Below are 16,362 nucleotides of genomic sequence, written 5' to 3'. Positions count from 1 at the left end.
GGGGGGGGCGACGCCGGCAGATGTGCAACTGTTGTGGCAACTCAGCCGCGGTAAAGTGGGGGTGAAAGCGTCGGGCGGCATTCGCACGGTGGCTCAAGCAGAGGCCATGATCCAGGCGGGGGCCAGCCGTATTGGCACCTCTTGGGGGCTGGAGCTGATGCAAGAGCTGCGAGCCAGAGGAACCCCATGAGTGGGCGCACCTACCGGGTTACGGGCATCAACCTGAAAGGGATCCCCCTGGGAGAGGCGGATCGGATTGTAACCATCTTGACCCGCGAGCAAGGGTTGATCCGGGCGGTGGCCAAGGGATCCCGTAAGCAGCCTTCCAAGCTGGGCGGGCGGATGGAGCCTTTTGTCATCAACGATTTGCTGATGGTGCGGGGGCGCTGGTCTGCCCAAACAGAGACTTCCCAGCGTTTACAGCGCATTGTCCAAGCGGAAACCCTCCAGACTTTTCCCCGCCTCAGCCGCAGCTTAGCCCATCTCACGGCAGCGCAGTACTTGGCGGAGGTGGCCTTGCTGTTGGCCTTGCCCGATCAAGCTCAGGAAGAGCTGTTTGTGGTGTTGGTCGAACACTTGGAACGCATCGAGCGGGCTGCTTCGGAACAGGCCGTTCTGCCCTTGCTCACCCACGGGTTGTATCACCTCCTGGCGTTGGCGGGGTTTGCCCCTCAGGTACAAGCCTGCTACTTCTGTCAAGGGGAGTTGGTCGACGGCGTTTTTTTCAGCCCCCAATGGGGTGGCTTGGTCTGTGATCCCTGCCGGGTGGCCCAGCGGCCCAGCCCAATTGCCTGGGTCTCCGCTTCTGCCTTACGTGCCTTGGGATCCCTGCCCAACTCGACATTGCCTCTGCCTGAGGATTCGCTGCCTTTGGCTGCTTGGCTGGAAGCAGAACGTCTGTTGCGGCGTGTTTTGGAGCATCATACAGATCGAGAAATCCGTTCCGCCGAGCTATTGGCCAGTTGCTACGCTGTTCCCACCGCAAACGGCCAGGGATCCCCAGCTTTTCCTGAGGGACATCCCGAAAAATGGGCATCGGTCTGAAAAAGTTGTGAAGGTATGTATCAAGTCCGGCCCAATAGCCGCAAAATAGAGCATCGAGGCGGGTTGGCAGCCGATTTTGGATGATAAATTAGGTTATGGAAAGTAACTTCTTACGAAGGCCTCTCAGGTTTGAGCAATGGTTTGGGGGGAGGAGTGCCTTGCACCAGGTACTGGACAGCATCATCAGGTGGGATTGAAGTTGGAGCTTTTAACAAGATTGAATCGACTGCTGAGAGGGCCTTCTGTTTTGTGCTTGTTTCCCGGAGCTGCATCCCTGGGGTGCGGCTTTGGTTAATTGCAGATGATTGCTTGTGAGTGTTCAATTTCACTCGGTGAGTCTGCCCAACTGAGGAGCAGCCCCTGAGGTTCCTGCATCCGCCCAACTCGAGATAGCGCCCACCTTAGTTCTTTTTCAGATCTCTCTTTTACCGAGTACCGTTAGAAGTTCAGGAGTTGCAGCACCGTGGAAGCACAGCGTAAGGAACGGATTCTGGTGGTCGATGATGAGGCCAGCATTCGACGCATTTTGGAAACCCGTCTGTCCATGATCGGATACGACGTGGTCACAGCTTCGGACGGCGAGGAGGCGCTGGAGGTTTTCCACAAGCAGGATCCCGACCTGGTGGTGCTGGATGTGATGATGCCGAAGCTGGATGGCTATGGGGTCTGCCAGGAGCTGCGCAAAGAATCGGACATCCCCATCATCATGCTGACGGCGCTGGGAGATGTAGCCGACCGTATCACAGGGCTGGAGCTGGGGGCAGACGACTATGTGGTCAAGCCCTTTTCGCCCAAGGAGCTGGAAGCTCGCATTCGGTCGGTGTTGCGCCGGGTGGCGCGGTCGGCCCACGATGGGATCCCCAGTTCTGGGGTGATTCAAGTGGGGGATATTCGCATCGATACCAACAAGCGGCAGGTCTACAAACGGGACGAGCGCATTCGCCTGACGGGGATGGAGTTTAGTCTGCTGGAGTTGTTGGTCAGTCGGTCGGGGGAGCCTTTTTCCCGCTCCGAGATTTTGCAAGAGGTGTGGGGCTATACCCCGGAGCGCCATGTGGATACGCGGGTGGTGGATGTCCACATCTCGCGGCTGCGGGCCAAGCTGGAGGATGACCCCAGCAACCCAGAGCTGATCCTGACGGCCCGAGGCACCGGCTATCTGTTTCAGCGCATCGTTCAGGGAGAGGAACAGGCACGGTCTTGAGAGGGGATCCCTCGCAACCTCTCTTCAAGAGCGGCCTGCACCCGCCTCAACACGCCAACCCAGTCTCCCGGTGTGTCTTGTCGAAACAGTCGCATTACCCCGGGGTACCAGGGGCTATCTTCTCGATGGAGCAGCCAGCGCCAATCGGCGGCAAAGGGGAGCAGCACCCATACCGGCTTGCCCATCGCCCCGGCCAAATGAGCAACGGCTGTATCAACGCTGATCACCAGATCCAACTGGGCAACGGCTGCGGCTGTATCGACAAAACTGCGGAAACGGGATCCCAGCTCCACCACCTGGTACTGCTCCAATAAGGCTCCCACCGGGTGAGGACTCTGTCCGAGTGGCGCGGACAGATCTTCCCCCACCTGCAGGCTAACCCACTGGATGGAAGGCACATGCAAGTGCTGGAGCAGCAGATCCAGAGGACAACTTTTCAGCCTTTGCACGCGGTTGAGATCAGGGTGGGCACGCCGGCCGCTGGCCCACACCAGCCCCACTTTCATCCGCTCCTGGGAAAGCTCTGGCCAGGAGAGGCTCAAAGGGATCTGCGGCCCACTTGCGCGAACGGGACAGACAAGGTAGGGGATGCAGGCAGGGATCGTCTCCAGGGTGGTGCCCAACCGCTGTGGCAAGCTGAGCAAGGGCAGATGGCAATCGAAAGAGGGCAAGGGATCCGTTTCCGAGATCACCTGCACCTGGGGAAGGGGGAAGCACCCTCTGAACAGCTCGACAAGGGATCCCTGACAGCGGAGGCAGATTTGCGCTTGGGGATGGGCCTCGGCCAGCAGCGGCAGGTAGCGCACAAACTGAATCGTGTCCCCCAACCCTTGTTCGGCGTAGATCAGCAGGGTCTGGCGGCCCAGAGGGGATCCCGTCCACAGAGGGGAAAGAAAGCGCGGGTAGGTCGCCCCTTGTCGCTGCAGCCGCCATTCGTATTCTCGCCACCCCTCCTCGTAGCGGCCCAGGGTCAGCAAAGCCGTGCCCAGGTTGTAGTGGATCTCCGGCCAGTGGGGGGCCAACTGCAAGCTGCGCCGATAGGCTTCAATGGCCGCTTCCAACCGGTTTTGTTCCTGCAAGATGGTGCCCAGGTTGTTGTGAGGCTGGGCGTCCCTCGGCAGCAGCAAGATGGCCCGTTGCAGACAATCGGCGGCCTCCTCCAAGCGATCTTGCAGGTGCAGGCAGTGGCCGAGGTTAACGAGAATTCGCCCCTCCTGGGGTGCAAGGGCGAGAGCTTGGCGAAACCAGCCTTCCGCTTCCTCAGCTTGGCCATCGAGCATCAGGGCATTCCCCAAAGCTGCCAAGGCATAGACCTGGGGAGGCTGGGCTGCTGCTGCCTGTTGCAACACCTCAATTGCCTGGGCCAATTTCCCCAGGGTGAGCCAACAACTGCCCAATCGGAAAAGCAATTGCCCATCACCGGGGGCAAAGGCCAGGCCCTGTTCGTAGGCTCGCGCCGCTTCCTCTGGGTTGCCAAGCTGCATCCAGGCATCGCCCAGATCCTGCCAGGCCGGCACCCAATCCCCCCGCAGGTGCAGAGCCAGTTGCAAGGGGGTCAAAGCTTGGCGGGGATCCCCCATCTGGAGATAAAGGGATCCCAGCAACGCCTGAGCGGCGAACAGATGGGGATGGGCGCGGGTAAGCTGCCGGCAGAGGTGCAGAGCAGCTTTCAGATCCCCCGCCTGTCGGTAGCGTTGAACCCACGTCAGAGCCGCCTCTGGGGATGGGATCTCGGATCCCCGCTCTGGATCCTGTGACTCAGCCGCTTGCCGGTTGTCTTTTCCTCGCCCAAAGCCCCGTGGCACGTCTTTGCCTCTTTTTTGCCTCTTTTGAGATCCCTTTCACTTCTTAGCCCCCTCCCCCCAGTGTCCAAATGACAGCAGTGGGACAGGATCCCTACTCAGGCTAACAAAAGGTTCCTACTGCCCCACTTTTCACAGGCCATCCCTGGGGCTCAGTTGCGGCGAAACAGGCTGTCCAAGTAGATGCGCGCCGCCCGCCGGTCGCTCTCCCCACTTTGGAGCAGGAATAACGAGAGCGCTGCCGTCACCACCCGATCCTGATCCCAGTCGGGATGGCGAGAGAGGTAGTTTTTGAGGGTGTCATGCAGCTCCTCAGGAATTTCGCTCAAAATGCTGACGCTGTGAGAACTCATAGTCCAACTACTCACTCGGGCTTAAGAGGGGAGAAAACGGTATCCCGCAAAACCTGCGGCCACAGCCAAAACTTGGGCAGCTCGAACAGAGCGAACCCGCAACATCAAAACCCAACCTAGATAGGCCAAGAGCCTCAGCAGGCTCGCAAGCAGAAAAGCAAGCAATATAGGTTCATAGCTTGCCCCTATCCCAGCGGATGGGAGGGAGGGCATGCACAACTGTTCCTAAGCCTGTCGTGGGCTGTAGAACAGATGAAGTCTTTTCTGAGGAGAGCGGTTGGGAACACCTCCACGCCACTCACCCTCAGGTGCGGCTATTCTGCCCTTTAACCCACGGGGGGTGTCAATCCCAAGTCAGGGATCCAACAGGACAAAAGCTCTCCATTGGCCTTGATGGGATCGGAAAAAACGGCGCGATCCCGTTACGTTTCTCAGGGTGTAGTCGCCTGAACCTTACCGACCTCCACTTTTCCACAGAAACCCCCGATGCCGCCCCCTGAGGGAAAGGCCCTGTGGAAAACGGCCCACCCGCCTGTGGAAAGCCTGGGGAAAACCTGTGGATTTCCGGGAAATCTGAATTTGTCCAAAAATTTTTGTGTTTGTGTCGAGCATTTCTCAGGGCCACTCGACTCGGTAGCGCAAAAACAGCTCCTTGGAGCCACGGCGGCATTCCAGCAGCTCCAACTGGGGCAGGGATCCCTGCACTTGCCAACCCTCAATGCTGGCAGGCGCATCGGCATATCCACTCAGCAGCACCGGAGCGAGGGTAACCCACAGCTCATCCAAGGCCCCTGCCTGGAGAAATGCCCCCAAAAGCCGCCCCCCGCCCAACAACCCCACCCGTTCAATGCCCAAGCTGCGCAGGCGGGCCAGCCGTGCCGGCAGATCCCAATCGGCAGCCACCCAGATGTCTTCAAAGCCGGTTCGGTTTCGCCAAATCCGGGATCCCTTGGGAGTTGTCCACAGCCAACGGGTGAGGGGCTGGCGAAAAAACGGCAAATCCTCAGGAATATCCCCGCTGTCGGAACAGATGATCGTCAGGGGCTGGGGAGAGAGGCCCTGAGCGGTTCTGCGTTGGATCAACTCGGGATCCCGAATACGCAGACTGGTGCCGTAGGCCCGCAGAGTGGCTGCCCCCATGATCAAAGCCTGTTGCTGAGCAGCTTGGGTTTCCAAGTGCCGATAGTCCTCAGGGCTGCTGAAGGAGGGCCTGTGCGCTCGGTGGGCTGCGATCTTTCCATCCAAGCTCTGGGCGAAGATGGCAACCAAGTGGGGACGATTCAAAGGCAAGATCGCTGGGAAAGGGTGGGCAAACCCCACAAATTGACCAGAATAGAGTCAGGCATCGCCGGGAGAACCGTGGCACAGACTGTTGTGCCGGTCACCAGCTCGCCCATGCGGAACGGATATGTTAGGAACATTTCAATCATCCACCATCCGGGTTGAAGTCGAGGCCAGTGCATCGACCGTGCAGCGCTGTCTGACAGAGGTGGGATTGTTGCAGCAGTGGATCTGGCCCCAGCAACTGCAGGGATCCCTTCCCGAAAGGCTGGAGCTGGGCAGCACCTTTGCCGCCCAATGGGGCCCCCTCTCGATCATGCACCAGGTGGAAACCCTGCTGCCGGAACGGCTGCGCCTGCTGATGTGGGGAGGAGCCGATGGCTACTGTGACTGGCTGTGGGGGAACGGCTGGGTGCAGTTGCGGGTAGAGGCCGTCTCTCTCCTGCCCTTGGGCTTGGGACAATTGCTGATGCTGCGGCGGCTGCAACAGTTTGCCCAAAGCCAAGAACAGCGCCCCTCTTAGGACTTAAAAAGCGACCTTCCGGCAAAATCCGTGGATCCTCGGCTTGACAAAATGCGTTTCGGTTGCGGCATGCTACTTCTCTAAGGATTTTCCACTACGATAGTTGTAGCAGAGCTTACTCTTCCCGTCCGAGAGGCCCAATGAATCCGCCGACCAGCCCCACCCCAACCGCCATCGAGCAGGAAAAGTTTGAGATCCGCTTGGGAGAAGCCCTCAATCGAGCAGGACTGCTCACCCCCGCCCAACTGGCTCAGGCCATGTGGGAAAAGGCCGACAACCCCTTGATGTTGGGGGAGCTGTGTATGCAGCACGGCTGGATTGCCCCCCAAGATCTCTATCCGTTGATCCCGGTCGAACTGGTGCGTATCGGCGAGATCTTGATGCTGCATGGGTATCTGGAGCTGGAGCACATCCATCAGGCTCTGATTCAGCAGCGGCAGCACCCGGAGCGCAAGCTGGGGGAGATCTTGCTGCAGCAGGGCTGGGTACAACCCCACTGGTTGGAATGGGCCTTGGACAAGCAGCAGCGGCTGCGGCGCCAGAAAGGAGCTGCCAACAGTTGGGAGGTGATGGTGGAGCAGTGGTCCACCATTCCCGATCAGCCCCCTCTTTATGTCTCCCCTCTACAGGTAGCCCAAGAGACCTACAGAGTTACCCAGCAATACAAAGCCCAGCTGGAGCGCTACCAAGAGCAAATTGCCATCTTAGAAGCGCAACTGGAGCAGCAGCGGCAGCAGCAACAGCTCCTGGTCGAACAATCGCTGCAGCAGGTTGCCGACCATCAAGCCCGCCAGCAGGAACAGCAGCAGCGCATTGCCCAATTGGAAGCCCAAATCCAGCAGGGCACTGAACAACAAAAGGCTGCCCAGCAGCGCATTCGGGAACTGGAGGAGCAACTCCAAGCTCAGCAAGCTCAGGGATCCGCGCAACTGCAAGCCGCCCAAGCAGAGCTGGAAATCCTACGTCGCCGCTGCCACGAGCTGACAGAATGGCAATCTCAAGCCAAACACAAGCTGCAAGAGCTGGGATCCCAACTGCAGGAGCAGCAGAAGATACAGCAGGCTCAGGCACAGCAGCTCCAAGAGCAGGCCCATCTGCGTCATACTCTGCAGCAAATGGAAGCCCAAGTGGCCGCCCTGAACCAATCGCTGCAGGAGCACCAACATCAACTCCAACTGGCCCAGTCTACGAAGCAGCGCTTAACTGCCGACCTGGCCCACGTTCGCCAAGAAGCTGCCGAGGCCACCCACCGCCTGCAAGTGCAGCTCCAAGAAACCCAAGCCCAACTGCGAGAAACTCAAGATCGCTTGCAGGAAGCCCAAGCCCAAGTGAGCCAGCTCCAGGCCCAACTGCAGGCGGCCCAAGCGGAAAACCGTGCTCTAGCCGCAGCGGTAGCCGAAGCCCGGCGAACTTCCCCACCTTCAGCCGCACCGACCCCAGCTCCAGAGAAAGCCCGGCCAGAGACAGAGGATCTCAAGGCCCTGACCATAGCCGACTGGGCAGCGGAACTGAGTGCCCCAGAAAGCGAATTGCCCCCGCAGCAGTATTTGGGGGAAGAGGACTTGGAAGCCTTGCAGCGGGCCACCCCCTGGGTACAGCGGGTGTTGACCCAATTGCGGGCGGCTGGCCTAATCGACAATGCCGGCATCGAAACCGTCATTCACGCTTGGGAAAAGGAAGGGGGCACCTTCACGGATGTGCTGGCCCACCACAGCGGCCTCAAGCCGGAGACCGTCAAATTTTTCAGCGAAGGGGGCTACTCCGTTCAACTGGCGGGGGGACGCCACGTGGCCGATTACCTCAAGGCTTCTGGATTGGTCAGTGCCACCCAAATCGAACAGATCCAGAAGCACCTGCCGCCAGGGGGATCCCTGTGTCAGGCCCTTGCCCAAGCCGGGATTCTACGCCGGGCCACTGCCCTGTATTTCGAGCGCCACTTCGGCGGGCAAAAGCCCCGCCGCCCGCTGCGGGAAGAGCTTTAGAGGAACCATGCTCTATCGCTGACGCCAACGACCGACAAGGGATCCGAATACAGACACAAGCTGCCAACAAGATGCCAATTAGACTAGAAACTAGATAGAGATAAATCATCAGAAGCGACCGGTTTCTCACCCCTGAGAGACCCAAGTTACTCGGTAGTTGTGTCGATCTCTTCTGCTATGACTACGGAAGCTCCAACTCGACCTGCTCAGCAGTTCTCGCCCTCGAGAACCCAGGTTCGCCAACCCTACCCCCACTTCAAGGTGATCGTCTTGGATGACGATTTCAATACCTTTCAGCACGTTACGGAATGTCTGCTGAAATACATCCCCGGCATGACTTTGCCCCTAGCGCGGCAACTGACCGTGCAGGTGGATGCCGAAGGGCAAGCAGTTGTTTGGGTCGGCCCTCAAGAACAGGCGGAGCTCTACCATCAGCAATTGCTGCGGGAGGGGTTGACCATGGCCCCTTTGGAGCCGGCCTGAAGCACCAGGCGTTCGTAGCTGCGCTCAACTGCTGCCAACAGCTCCGCTTGGCCCCAACCGGCGTAAAGGCTGCTGGCAATGGCCAGCCCACCCGCCCCCACCCCTTCCTTGACATAGCCCCGCTCGTAAGCCTGTAGAGGCAGATAGCGGCTATTGGCAAAGCTCAGTTGGGTGGCCAAAAGGGGGGCAACCCCCAACAACTCTGCCAAGGCCACCGTATTGCCCGAGGGATCCTCTGCCACCCAGCGGGTGGTTCCCACAACCACGTTCTCCGGGGGCCAAGGGATCCCCTGCTCTTCCCCCCAGCGCTGCATCAAGGCCAGCACCGCCAACATTTGGGTTCCCCCTGCCAGCAGCACCGCTCCCCGTTGCGCTGCGCCCATCGCCAACCCGGCCACAAAGGGCTGCATGGGATCCCCCACTGCCGCCACCACCTCAGCAGCAGAAGCTCCCCTTGGCAGACGGGCCAATCCCTGCCGGGCCAAGGCCAGCTTTTGGGCGTGGTTGCAGACCGGGTGGCTGCTGTTTACCATGCCCTCTGCTGCCCACCCCAGTCCCAACAACACCGCCAGCGCCGTGGTGGTGCCCCCTGCCACACACTCCCCAATCACACAGTAGCCTTGCTCCAGACGGGATCCGCGGTCGTACCCTTCTTGCCAAAGGGATCCCACCTGCTCCACAGACAGAGCCTGCCCTGTGCTCAAGCAGCGGGCCACTCCCCCAGAGCTCACCATTTCTGCCCCCGGCAAAGGTTCCGGCAAGCCACAATCGAACACTCGGCACGGGATCCCCAACTCCCTTAGGATGGCGCAGCTGATCACCACTGGGGAAGGATAGCCATCCGGAGAGGTGGGCAAGCGGTGAGAATGGCCCGCCAGCAACACTTCCCCATCGGCAAGAGCTGTGTAGCGACGCAAGGAGGGGGTAGCGCCGGCAGCCGAAATGCCCGGAACAAGAGCCGTTTCGGTAAACCCCAAGCAGGCCAGAAACAGAGGTCGGGATCCCTGCACCCGTTCGCACCACCGCCGGGCCACAGCCGGCTGAGTGTAAGCCTTAACGCAAGGAAACGGAAGCATACCGGACACCGAGGCAAACAAGCCAGAGTCTATCCTGAGCCAGAAGGGCGGGATCCCGTACTCGCAGGAGGGGTTGCCTCCTGCTGAGGCAATCGGATTCGGATAGGATGGGTATACCCAATGCAGTTTATTCAGGGCAAACGGAAGGCCATGAGCTTCTTCGACTCTGAGATCGTCCAAGAGGAAGCCAAGCAACTGTTTCAGGATTTCCAAAACCTGATGCAGCTTGGTCAACGGTACGGCCAATTCGACCGGGAAGGCAAAAAAATCTTCATCGAACAGATGGAGGAGTTGCTGGAGCGCCAGCGCATTTTCATGAAGCGGCTGGAACTCTCCGACGACTTTATGGCTCAAATGACCATCAAACAACTGCAAACTCAGCTTGGGGGGTTTGGGCTCTCCCTGACCCAAATGTTTGACCAGATGCACCAGACCCTAGAGCGCATGAAAGCTGAGGCAGACGCTGAGCGTTGACCCCCAAGAACGACCTACACGAAGGGATCATGTCTTCTTCCCGCCAGACCCGCAACCAGAAATTGATTCTGGAGGTGCTAGAGCAGCAGTCGCAGCCCCTTTCGGCGCAAGAGATCTTTCTGGAGTTGCGCAATGCCAACCACACCGTCGGTCTGGCCACGGTTTATCGAGTTTTGGATGCTCTGCGCAATGAGGGCAAGCTGCAAGCGGTCAACTTGGGAGACCAGCAGACCTACTACCAGGTTCTGCCCAGCAATGGCCACAACCGCCACCACCTGATCTGCACCGAATGTCGGCGGGTGGTGCCTTTGCCCGATTGTCCGGTGGAAGATTTGGAGGCACAGCTTTCCAGTCAGTACCAATTCGCGATCGAGTACCATGTGCTTGACTTCTACGGCGTCTGTGCCCAGTGCCGTAGAGGGGTTGGGCCAGGCCCGGACTCACAGCGTTCCTCTTTTCTCAAAGCTAAGCCCAAATGATGAGCTATCTCTGGACAGTGTTGATCGGGCTGGCCGGCGCCCTGATCGGGGTCAAGCTGAGGCTTCCGGCGGGAGCACTGGTGGGCTCCATGGTGGCGGTGGGTTTGGTGAATGTCTGGGGGGCGATCCCAATTCCCGCTCCCCCAGCCGGGATCCGTTTTGCCATGCAGGTGGTGTTGGGCATTCTTTTGGGTACTAAGCTCACTGCCGATACGCTTCTGGCCCTGAAAGATCTGTGGCGACCAGCCCTGCTCTGTACAGTGATTGCGGTGGGCACGGGGGTCTTGTCGGGGTACCTGATCTCCCGTTGGCTGGGGATCGAGCGCTTGACTGCCATCTTGGGCACAGCTCCAGGAGGCATTTCCGACATGAGCCTGATAGCCCTGGACATGGGAGCCCAAACCAGCACAGTGGTGGTCATGCACTTGGCACGCCTGATCAGTGTCGTTGTGGTCGTCCCCTGGGTGGTGCGACTGCTCGTTCAGCCGGGCACGAGCTAGGAAACTCCTCAGAGCAGAGATGGTGGGTGGGTTAGACTAGGGGCGATACAGAACTTAACAACTGAACCGCCGCCTTGGAACTTTCCCCTTCTCCCCTCACCTACCATGCCGACGCTGCCGGATCCCCTTGGAGCGCTGCTCTCCGTTCTGCAGATGGCTCTTTGGGCAATGTCTCCTCTGGCCAAGGCGATTGGTGGCCTCTACAGCTGCATTGGCAGGGGGAGCCAGACCCGGTACAGCCTGAGCTGGTGCAGGTGGATCCCGTGCTGCGCTTGCTGCTTTTGGGGGATGGCTTTACCACCCGTAATCTTGCTGCCTTGATCCAAGAGCCGATTCAGGCTCATCTGCTGGACACGGGCCGGGTTGATTTACAGGCAGAGCAGGGCACTGCCCCCAAGTCCATGCAACAGCTGGCCAGAGATTTGGGGCGGCTGGGATCCCCTTTGATGCGGCGGCGGGTTTGGCTGTGCGGGGCAACCTCTCAACAGCCCTTGCTCTATGCCACCTCTTGGTGGAACTCCGAACATCTGGTTCAATACTTGCCCCATCCCGATCGGCCCATTGGCCAAAATCTGATCCAAGAAAAACTGGAGACCTTTCGCGAGCTGCGCGGCCTTTACCACGGCGAGGCAGACCCGGTTGCCCGGCTGCTGCAGTGTCCCGGTCCCTTCTGGGCTAGGCATTATCTTTTGTTGCACAGGGGCCAGCCTTTGACCGTCATCTACGAGGTGTTTTCTCCACGGCTGGCCGCAAGGGCCCTGTCCCGCTAGCGCGACGGAGACCTCCAACGGCGCACGGCTGCGGTGATGGCGGCTGCCACCTGCGGATCCAATTGGGCGCTGGCGGAGATGCGCTGATAGTCCTCTGGGGTCAGTTGATGGGCGACGATGATCTCGGCAGCAGCAGCCTCAAACTGTTGTTCGATTTGCCGACGTTCCTCGCTGCTGTTGGCCTGTTGGAGGCGATTTTGGGTGCTCTCCAGAAGAGGTTGCACCGCCAGGAGGGTGCGGGCAAAGCGGTCAATCTGCTCAGAAGAAGGTGGAGAGGTGGCTTCAGAAAGACTAGCCGGGGCCGAGGTCATCGTCTCTGAAGAGGTTGCGGGCAGATCCCCATCCCATCCGGAGTCTGGCCTGGGCGAGGGAGAGGGATCCGGGTTGGCAGGAGCCTGGAGGGCCACTCTGCCGGCTGCGTCCAAGTCTTGGGCCGGGTTGAGGGCATTCCAAAGGGCCAAGCCCGCCAAACACAGAGCAGCCCCTATCAGTCCAGCACTCAAGAGGGCGAGCCAACTGACAGAGGTCGCAGTCGGCTCAAGCACCACCTGCACCGGCGCATGAGGAGGCAAGGGTTTGGACATGAGGCTGAGATCGTAAGCCCGACGCTGCTGGCTATCGCTGAGAACTCGGTAGGCGTGTTGTAGCTGGAGGAACTCCCGCTGGGCCAACTGCCGCAACCCTGCGGGGATATCGGCAGGCAACCGATCCGGGTGCAGTTCGCGTGCCCGCTGGCGGTAGGCAGCTTTGATCTCCTCCAGGCTGGCTTGGGGAGAAAGCCCCAGCTGTTGGTAGTAGGTGGGGGAAGCAGGCAGAGTAGGCATGGGAGCAGTTGGTTGCAGAACAGAGGGAGAACCGGCTGCCTTCGAAGGCCAGCCACCTTACCCCAACAGGGATCCCCCCTTTCGGACCAGCATATCCTGCCCGGTTCAGCGAGGCTGCTGGCCCAAGAGCTAAGACACGTAAACCCCTGTTAGAGGCGCGCTCAGGGCTTCTTCCAACTCTGCCAGGCCAAGACGACGCTCCAGGATATCCATCACCTCGCGGCCAAAATCATGGGGGTTGCGATCCCAGGCTTCCAGACACACTTCCCCAAAAAAGGATCCCAGGGGTTCTGGGTTCCAGAGCAGTTTGCGCGCCGTCCAAGGAGTCATGTGCATGGGGTTAAAGCGGTCGTCGATAACACCGATTTTGCGAGCAAAATCTTCTAGATGAGTGTGGGGTTGCAGGCCGATGAAGAAGATGGCCGGCTCAACTTTGTCGCGACCAAAGATGGCTTCCAGCTCGCGATGGTACCGTACTGTTTGCCGAATGGTTTCCGGTCGCTCGTCGATGACATTAAAGGAGTAATTGACCGAAACCAGATCGTTGAACCCTGCCTGTTTGAGGTAGCGGCAACTCTCCAGTACCGTGCGCAGGTTATAGCCCATGCGCATTTTGCGCACCAGCTCCTGGGATCCGCTGGTGATGCCGATCTCGAAGTAGCTCATGCCAGTTTTCACCATGAGCTCGGCCAGCTTTGGGGTGAGGTTGTCGGCCCGAATATAGGCAGCCCAACGAATATCGGTCATGCCGGCATCAAGGATTTTCTGCAGCAATTCCTCCGCATCCTCAATGTAGCGGCGGGCAGGGATAAACTGGGCGTCAGTAAACCAAAAGTTTCGCACTCCTCGCTCGTACAACTGCATCATTTCTCGGATCACCTCATCCACAGGGTTGAGGCGCACCTGCTTGCCTTCGATGACGGTGTAGATGCAGTAGCAGCAGTTGTGGGGGCAGCCGCGCTTGGTTTGTACCCCAATGTAAAAGTCGCCCCCTTCTAAGTAGTAGTCAATTTCCGGCCAAATGGCGGTGATGTAGGTGTAATCACAGGCGGTTTTTTGCAGAGGTTGGGGCGGCTCGTGGATCAAACCTGGGCGAGGTTGCTCCAGCTTGGCCCGATAGCAGCGCTCTGTGGCTAGGCTTTGCCCTTGGATGACTTTTTCCAGCAGCGTTTCTCCTTCCCCCACCGAGATGATGGTGCCTTGGGGCAGGTAGCGGCCCAATTGTTCGTAGAAGACGCTGACTGCCCCACCCCCCAACACCGCTTCAGCGTGAGGTTTGTAGCGCCTGGCTCTGCGGATCCCCTGCCAGACCAGCCGTGTGTTGCGCCAAATCTCGCCATAGTAGGCCAGCACCAGCCTGAGGCTATTCAGGGATCCCCGCAATTTTTTCAGGGGGTTGCGGGCGTAGAAAAACTCAAAAGAGTGTTGCAACAGGTTGCCGGCCCGCCCGTTCACCGGCGCATAGACTTGAATATCTCGCCAAGAGAAAACCAGCAAATCCGGCTGAAACTGATCGATTTGCTCCAGCATGCGGCGGCGAAAATCTAGGGGCGGAAAGGTGCCCATATCGAAGATGCGCTGCTCGACATGGGGAAACAGCTTGTGAACGTGATCCGCCAGATAGACTACCCCGATGGGAAAAATGGGGTTGCAGGGCAGCCGTACATAAAGGATTTTTTGAATCTTCAGGTGCGAGGCCATACAACCTGAGAGCTTACTTCACATCTCTTCACTCACTCTAGTCGGTTTTTGAGGGGCGCGGCGGCAGGGATCCAAAAGGGACAAGGATAAGCTAAAGCTGAAACAACCAGCAGGGTCAGACCTGAGGAGGGGATATGGCTCCAGAGCGTCCAATTTGGCACAGTCGCTATCGGCCAGAGCGGCGATTGAGCAAGCGCAGCGGCAGACACACCTACCTGGCTCAGGATTTGCTCACCTCGGAACAGGTGGTGATCAAGCTGCTGCTCTTCGGGCCAGACTTCGATTGGGCCGACCTGAAGCTGTTCGAGCGGGAAGCCCAGATCCTGCAGACCCTCTCCCATCCAGCCATTCCTGAATACCGCGACCACTTCGAGATCAGCCTAGAGGGAGGACGGGGCCTAGCCCTGGTGCAAACCTACATCGACGCCCCCTCGCTGCAGGAGTGGATGGAGCAAGGGCGGCGCTTTGCCGAGCCGGAGGTGCGGGAGCTGGCGCAAAAGCTGCTGCGCATTCTCGTCTACCTGCACGAACTCCATCCCCCCGTCATTCACCGAGATCTCAAGCCCAGCAACATTCTCTTGGGATCCGACCAGCAGGTGTACCTAGTGGATTTTGGCTCGGTTCAGGCGGCTGCTCCACGGGAGCAGGGATCCTACACCGTGGTGGGGAGCTACGGCTACATGCCCCTAGAGCAATTTGGCGGCAGAACCGTGCCCGCTTCCGACCTCTACAGCCTGGGTGCCACCCTAATCCACCTGCTCACCGGCCAACACCCGGCGGATCTGCCCCAGGAGGGAGCCCGGATTGTGTTCGAGCAAGCGGTGCACCTGAGCCCGCCCTTTCGCGACTGGCTGCGGTGGATGACGGAACCTTTGGCGGCAGATCGTCCCGCTTCCGCCCGGCAGGCCCTGGAGGCGCTGGAGCATTTGGATCGTCGTCCCGCCTTGATTCCCTCAGACGCAGCAGCAGTCCCTACTCGACAGCCAGCAGGCAGCCGGATTCAACTGCACAAGTCTGAACAGACCTTTCAGGTGGTGATCCCGGCCCGGCAAACCGGTGTTTTGGCGTTGCTGCCTTTCGCCATCGCTTGGAACTCCGTCATCACCTTTTTCACGATCATATCGGTTGGGCATGCGCCTTTTCCGGCCAATCTGTTGTTTGGCCTATTCATCCTGCCCTTCTGGACAGTGGGGTTGGTGATGGTGGGCGTGATCCTCTACGGTCTATTCGGCAAAGTCCACCTACGGATCGACACAAAATATATTCGCCTGGTTTACGAGGTGTTTGGCCTGCGCTTTCGCAGAGTTCCCCCCAGTCGGCGATGGGATATTGACCGGCTAGAGCTGATCCCACGCCAAAGCCCACAGTTGAACATCTGGGCGGGCAACCGCAAATACGAGTTGGGAGCGGGGATCCCTTTGCAGGAGCCAGAGCTGGAGTGGTTGGCCTCGGAACTAAGCCGTTGGCTGAAGATCCCAGTTGAACGGCAAAAGGTGTAGTCGTTAGGTTTTTTGCATTTAGTTATGATAAGGACAGTTTTTGGGTAAGGTCTGATGAGTTATCTTGCTGCAGATCACAGCAAATAAAATAGCAAAAAATTATAGCTTTCCTGAAAACAGAATCCAGATCCACATCGGCAAAGAGGCAGGATGCAAACAGTTTATCCAAGGCCTGCTGTAATAGCTCGCTCTGGATCCCCGTGGCGCTACCTCCCAAAAAGATATGGAAAATGATACACCAGAGATTCCATCGCTGGAGTTGCTTGGGAGTTTGGGAAAGACCCTGACTTAGAGCATCTTATCCTTGGCTCAACTGTCGTTCGTGCTCACCCCTGGGCAGCCGCAAAAAAAGGGGAGCAAGCTTTGG

16 protein-coding genes and 2 pseudogenes are annotated in these 16,362 nt (G+C 58.9%); 12 read left to right on the top strand and 6 right to left on the bottom strand.

Features of this window, described 5'->3' with window-relative positions:
* From NW819_RS06140 to rpaB, 3 genes and pseudogenes are all read left to right on the top strand, one after another.
* Window positions 1-190 (top strand): annotated as a pseudogene (locus tag NW819_RS06140) (2-deoxyribose-5-phosphate aldolase); the annotation flags it as partial.
* Complete coding sequence (gene recO / locus NW819_RS06135) at window positions 187-1,044, top strand: DNA repair protein RecO (RefSeq protein WP_414413209.1); 858 nt, start codon at window positions 187-189, stop codon at window positions 1,042-1,044. The pseudogene NW819_RS06140 and the gene recO, both read left to right, overlap by 4 nt.
* Before the next feature lie 463 nt (window positions 1,045-1,507).
* On the top strand, window positions 1,508-2,248 hold the full coding sequence (gene rpaB / locus NW819_RS06130; protein ID WP_011434119.1) for a response regulator transcription factor RpaB: 741 nt from the start codon (window positions 1,508-1,510) through the stop codon (window positions 2,246-2,248).
* Here the strand turns inward: rpaB and NW819_RS06125 are convergent.
* From NW819_RS06125 to NW819_RS06115, 3 genes are all read right to left on the bottom strand, one after another.
* The gene (locus tag NW819_RS06125; RefSeq protein WP_414413208.1) at window positions 2,221-4,053 is read right to left on the bottom strand and encodes a tetratricopeptide repeat protein; all 1,833 of its coding nucleotides are present in this window, start codon (window positions 4,051-4,053) and stop codon (window positions 2,221-2,223) included. The genes rpaB and NW819_RS06125 overlap by 28 nt on opposite strands.
* A gap of 149 nt (window positions 4,054-4,202) precedes the next feature.
* The gene (locus NW819_RS06120; RefSeq protein WP_414413207.1) at window positions 4,203-4,403 is read right to left on the bottom strand and encodes a DUF2811 domain-containing protein; all 201 of its coding nucleotides are present in this window, start codon (window positions 4,401-4,403) and stop codon (window positions 4,203-4,205) included.
* A 615-nt stretch (window positions 4,404-5,018) separates the two neighbouring features.
* Window positions 5,019-5,687 carry a RibD family protein gene (locus NW819_RS06115; protein WP_414413206.1) on the bottom strand — a complete coding sequence of 223 codons (669 nt, stop codon included), beginning with the start codon at window positions 5,685-5,687 and terminating at the stop codon, window positions 5,019-5,021.
* Window positions 5,688-5,811: 124 nt separating this feature from the next.
* Here NW819_RS06115 and NW819_RS06110 point away from each other — a divergent pair, with 124 nt between their 5' ends.
* The 3 genes from NW819_RS06110 (at window position 5,812) to clpS (ending at window position 8,672) form a co-directional block, all read left to right on the top strand.
* Window positions 5,812-6,207, top strand: a complete 396-nt coding sequence (locus NW819_RS06110; protein ID WP_414349609.1) for a hypothetical protein — start codon at window positions 5,812-5,814, stop codon at window positions 6,205-6,207.
* Between the two features lie 140 nt (window positions 6,208-6,347).
* Window positions 6,348-8,189, top strand: coding sequence for a hypothetical protein (locus tag NW819_RS06105; protein WP_414413205.1), 1,842 nt, complete (start codon window positions 6,348-6,350; stop codon window positions 8,187-8,189).
* A 177-nt stretch (window positions 8,190-8,366) separates the two neighbouring features.
* Complete coding sequence (gene clpS, locus NW819_RS06100) at window positions 8,367-8,672, top strand: ATP-dependent Clp protease adapter ClpS (protein WP_011434126.1); 306 nt, start codon at window positions 8,367-8,369, stop codon at window positions 8,670-8,672.
* Here clpS and cobT read toward each other — a convergent pair.
* Entirely contained in the window at window positions 8,621-9,748 is a 1,128-nt protein-coding gene (gene cobT, locus NW819_RS06095) for a nicotinate mononucleotide-dependent phosphoribosyltransferase CobT (protein WP_414413204.1), read from the bottom strand. The genes clpS and cobT overlap by 52 nt on opposite strands.
* Window positions 9,749-9,898: 150 nt before the next feature.
* Between cobT and NW819_RS06090 the strand changes: the two genes are divergently transcribed.
* From NW819_RS06090 to NW819_RS06075, 4 genes are all read left to right on the top strand, one after another.
* A complete protein-coding gene (locus NW819_RS06090) occupies window positions 9,899-10,222 on the top strand; it encodes a DUF1825 family protein (RefSeq protein ID WP_011434128.1) in 324 nt (107 codons plus the stop codon).
* Between the two features lie 29 nt (window positions 10,223-10,251).
* Entirely contained in the window at window positions 10,252-10,701 is a 450-nt protein-coding gene (locus tag NW819_RS06085) for a Fur family transcriptional regulator (RefSeq protein ID WP_414413203.1), read from the top strand.
* Window positions 10,698-11,201 carry an AbrB family transcriptional regulator gene (locus NW819_RS06080; RefSeq protein WP_414330730.1) on the top strand — a complete coding sequence of 168 codons (504 nt, stop codon included), beginning with the start codon at window positions 10,698-10,700 and terminating at the stop codon, window positions 11,199-11,201. The genes NW819_RS06085 and NW819_RS06080 overlap by 4 nt, the downstream gene beginning before the upstream one ends.
* A gap of 74 nt (window positions 11,202-11,275) precedes the next feature.
* Window positions 11,276-11,971, top strand: coding sequence for a chorismate pyruvate-lyase family protein (locus tag NW819_RS06075; protein WP_414413202.1), 696 nt, complete (start codon window positions 11,276-11,278; stop codon window positions 11,969-11,971).
* On the opposite strand, the gene NW819_RS06070 is transcribed toward NW819_RS06075, so the two are convergent.
* Window positions 11,968-12,795 (bottom strand): DnaJ domain-containing protein, encoded by an 828-nt coding sequence (locus tag NW819_RS06070; RefSeq protein ID WP_011434132.1) that lies wholly within the window; start codon window positions 12,793-12,795, stop codon window positions 11,968-11,970. The genes NW819_RS06075 and NW819_RS06070 overlap by 4 nt on opposite strands.
* A 129-nt stretch (window positions 12,796-12,924) precedes the next feature.
* A complete protein-coding gene (locus NW819_RS06065) occupies window positions 12,925-14,496 on the bottom strand; it encodes a photosystem II high light acclimation radical SAM protein (protein WP_414413201.1) in 1,572 nt (523 codons plus the stop codon).
* Window positions 14,497-14,630: 134 nt separating this feature from the next.
* On the opposite strand from NW819_RS06065, the gene NW819_RS06060 reads away from it, so the two are divergent.
* Both NW819_RS06060 and NW819_RS06055 read left to right on the top strand, forming a co-directional pair.
* Window positions 14,631-15,995 carry a serine/threonine protein kinase gene (locus tag NW819_RS06060; protein WP_414413200.1) on the top strand — a complete coding sequence of 455 codons (1,365 nt, stop codon included), beginning with the start codon at window positions 14,631-14,633 and terminating at the stop codon, window positions 15,993-15,995.
* 98 nt (window positions 15,996-16,093) lie between these two features.
* Window positions 16,094-16,362: pseudogene (locus NW819_RS06055) on the top strand (transposase); the annotation flags it as partial.

This window comes from Synechococcus sp. R8-2 (assembly GCF_047461715.1).
GTDB lineage: Bacteria > Cyanobacteriota > Cyanobacteriia > Thermostichales > Thermostichaceae > Thermostichus.
The sequence above is the reverse complement of the archived record's forward strand: the minus strand, read 5'-3'. Positions and strand labels throughout refer to the sequence as shown.

Bases quoted from the DNA above. Each gene is read 5' to 3' on its own strand.
- NW819_RS06120 (WP_414413207.1), bottom strand. From the start codon at position 4,403: ATGAGTTCTCACAGCGTCAGCATTTTGAGCGAAATTCCTGAGGAGCTG.
- recO (WP_414413209.1), top strand. From the start codon at position 187: ATGAGTGGGCGCACCTACCGGGTTACGGGCATCAACCTGAAAGGGATC.
- NW819_RS06070 (WP_011434132.1), bottom strand. From the start codon at position 12,795: ATGCCTACTCTGCCTGCTTCCCCCACCTACTACCAACAGCTGGGGCTT.
- NW819_RS06065 (WP_414413201.1), bottom strand. From the start codon at position 14,496: ATGGCCTCGCACCTGAAGATTCAAAAAATCCTTTATGTACGGCTGCCC.
- NW819_RS06080 (WP_414330730.1), top strand. From the start codon at position 10,698: ATGATGAGCTATCTCTGGACAGTGTTGATCGGGCTGGCCGGCGCCCTG.
- NW819_RS06085 (WP_414413203.1), top strand. From the start codon at position 10,252: ATGTCTTCTTCCCGCCAGACCCGCAACCAGAAATTGATTCTGGAGGTG.
- clpS (WP_011434126.1), top strand. From the start codon at position 8,367: ATGACTACGGAAGCTCCAACTCGACCTGCTCAGCAGTTCTCGCCCTCG.
- NW819_RS06090 (WP_011434128.1), top strand. From the start codon at position 9,899: ATGAGCTTCTTCGACTCTGAGATCGTCCAAGAGGAAGCCAAGCAACTG.
- NW819_RS06105 (WP_414413205.1), top strand. From the start codon at position 6,348: ATGAATCCGCCGACCAGCCCCACCCCAACCGCCATCGAGCAGGAAAAG.
- NW819_RS06110 (WP_414349609.1), top strand. From the start codon at position 5,812: ATGTTAGGAACATTTCAATCATCCACCATCCGGGTTGAAGTCGAGGCC.
- NW819_RS06060 (WP_414413200.1), top strand. From the start codon at position 14,631: ATGGCTCCAGAGCGTCCAATTTGGCACAGTCGCTATCGGCCAGAGCGG.
- cobT (WP_414413204.1), bottom strand. From the start codon at position 9,748: ATGCTTCCGTTTCCTTGCGTTAAGGCTTACACTCAGCCGGCTGTGGCC.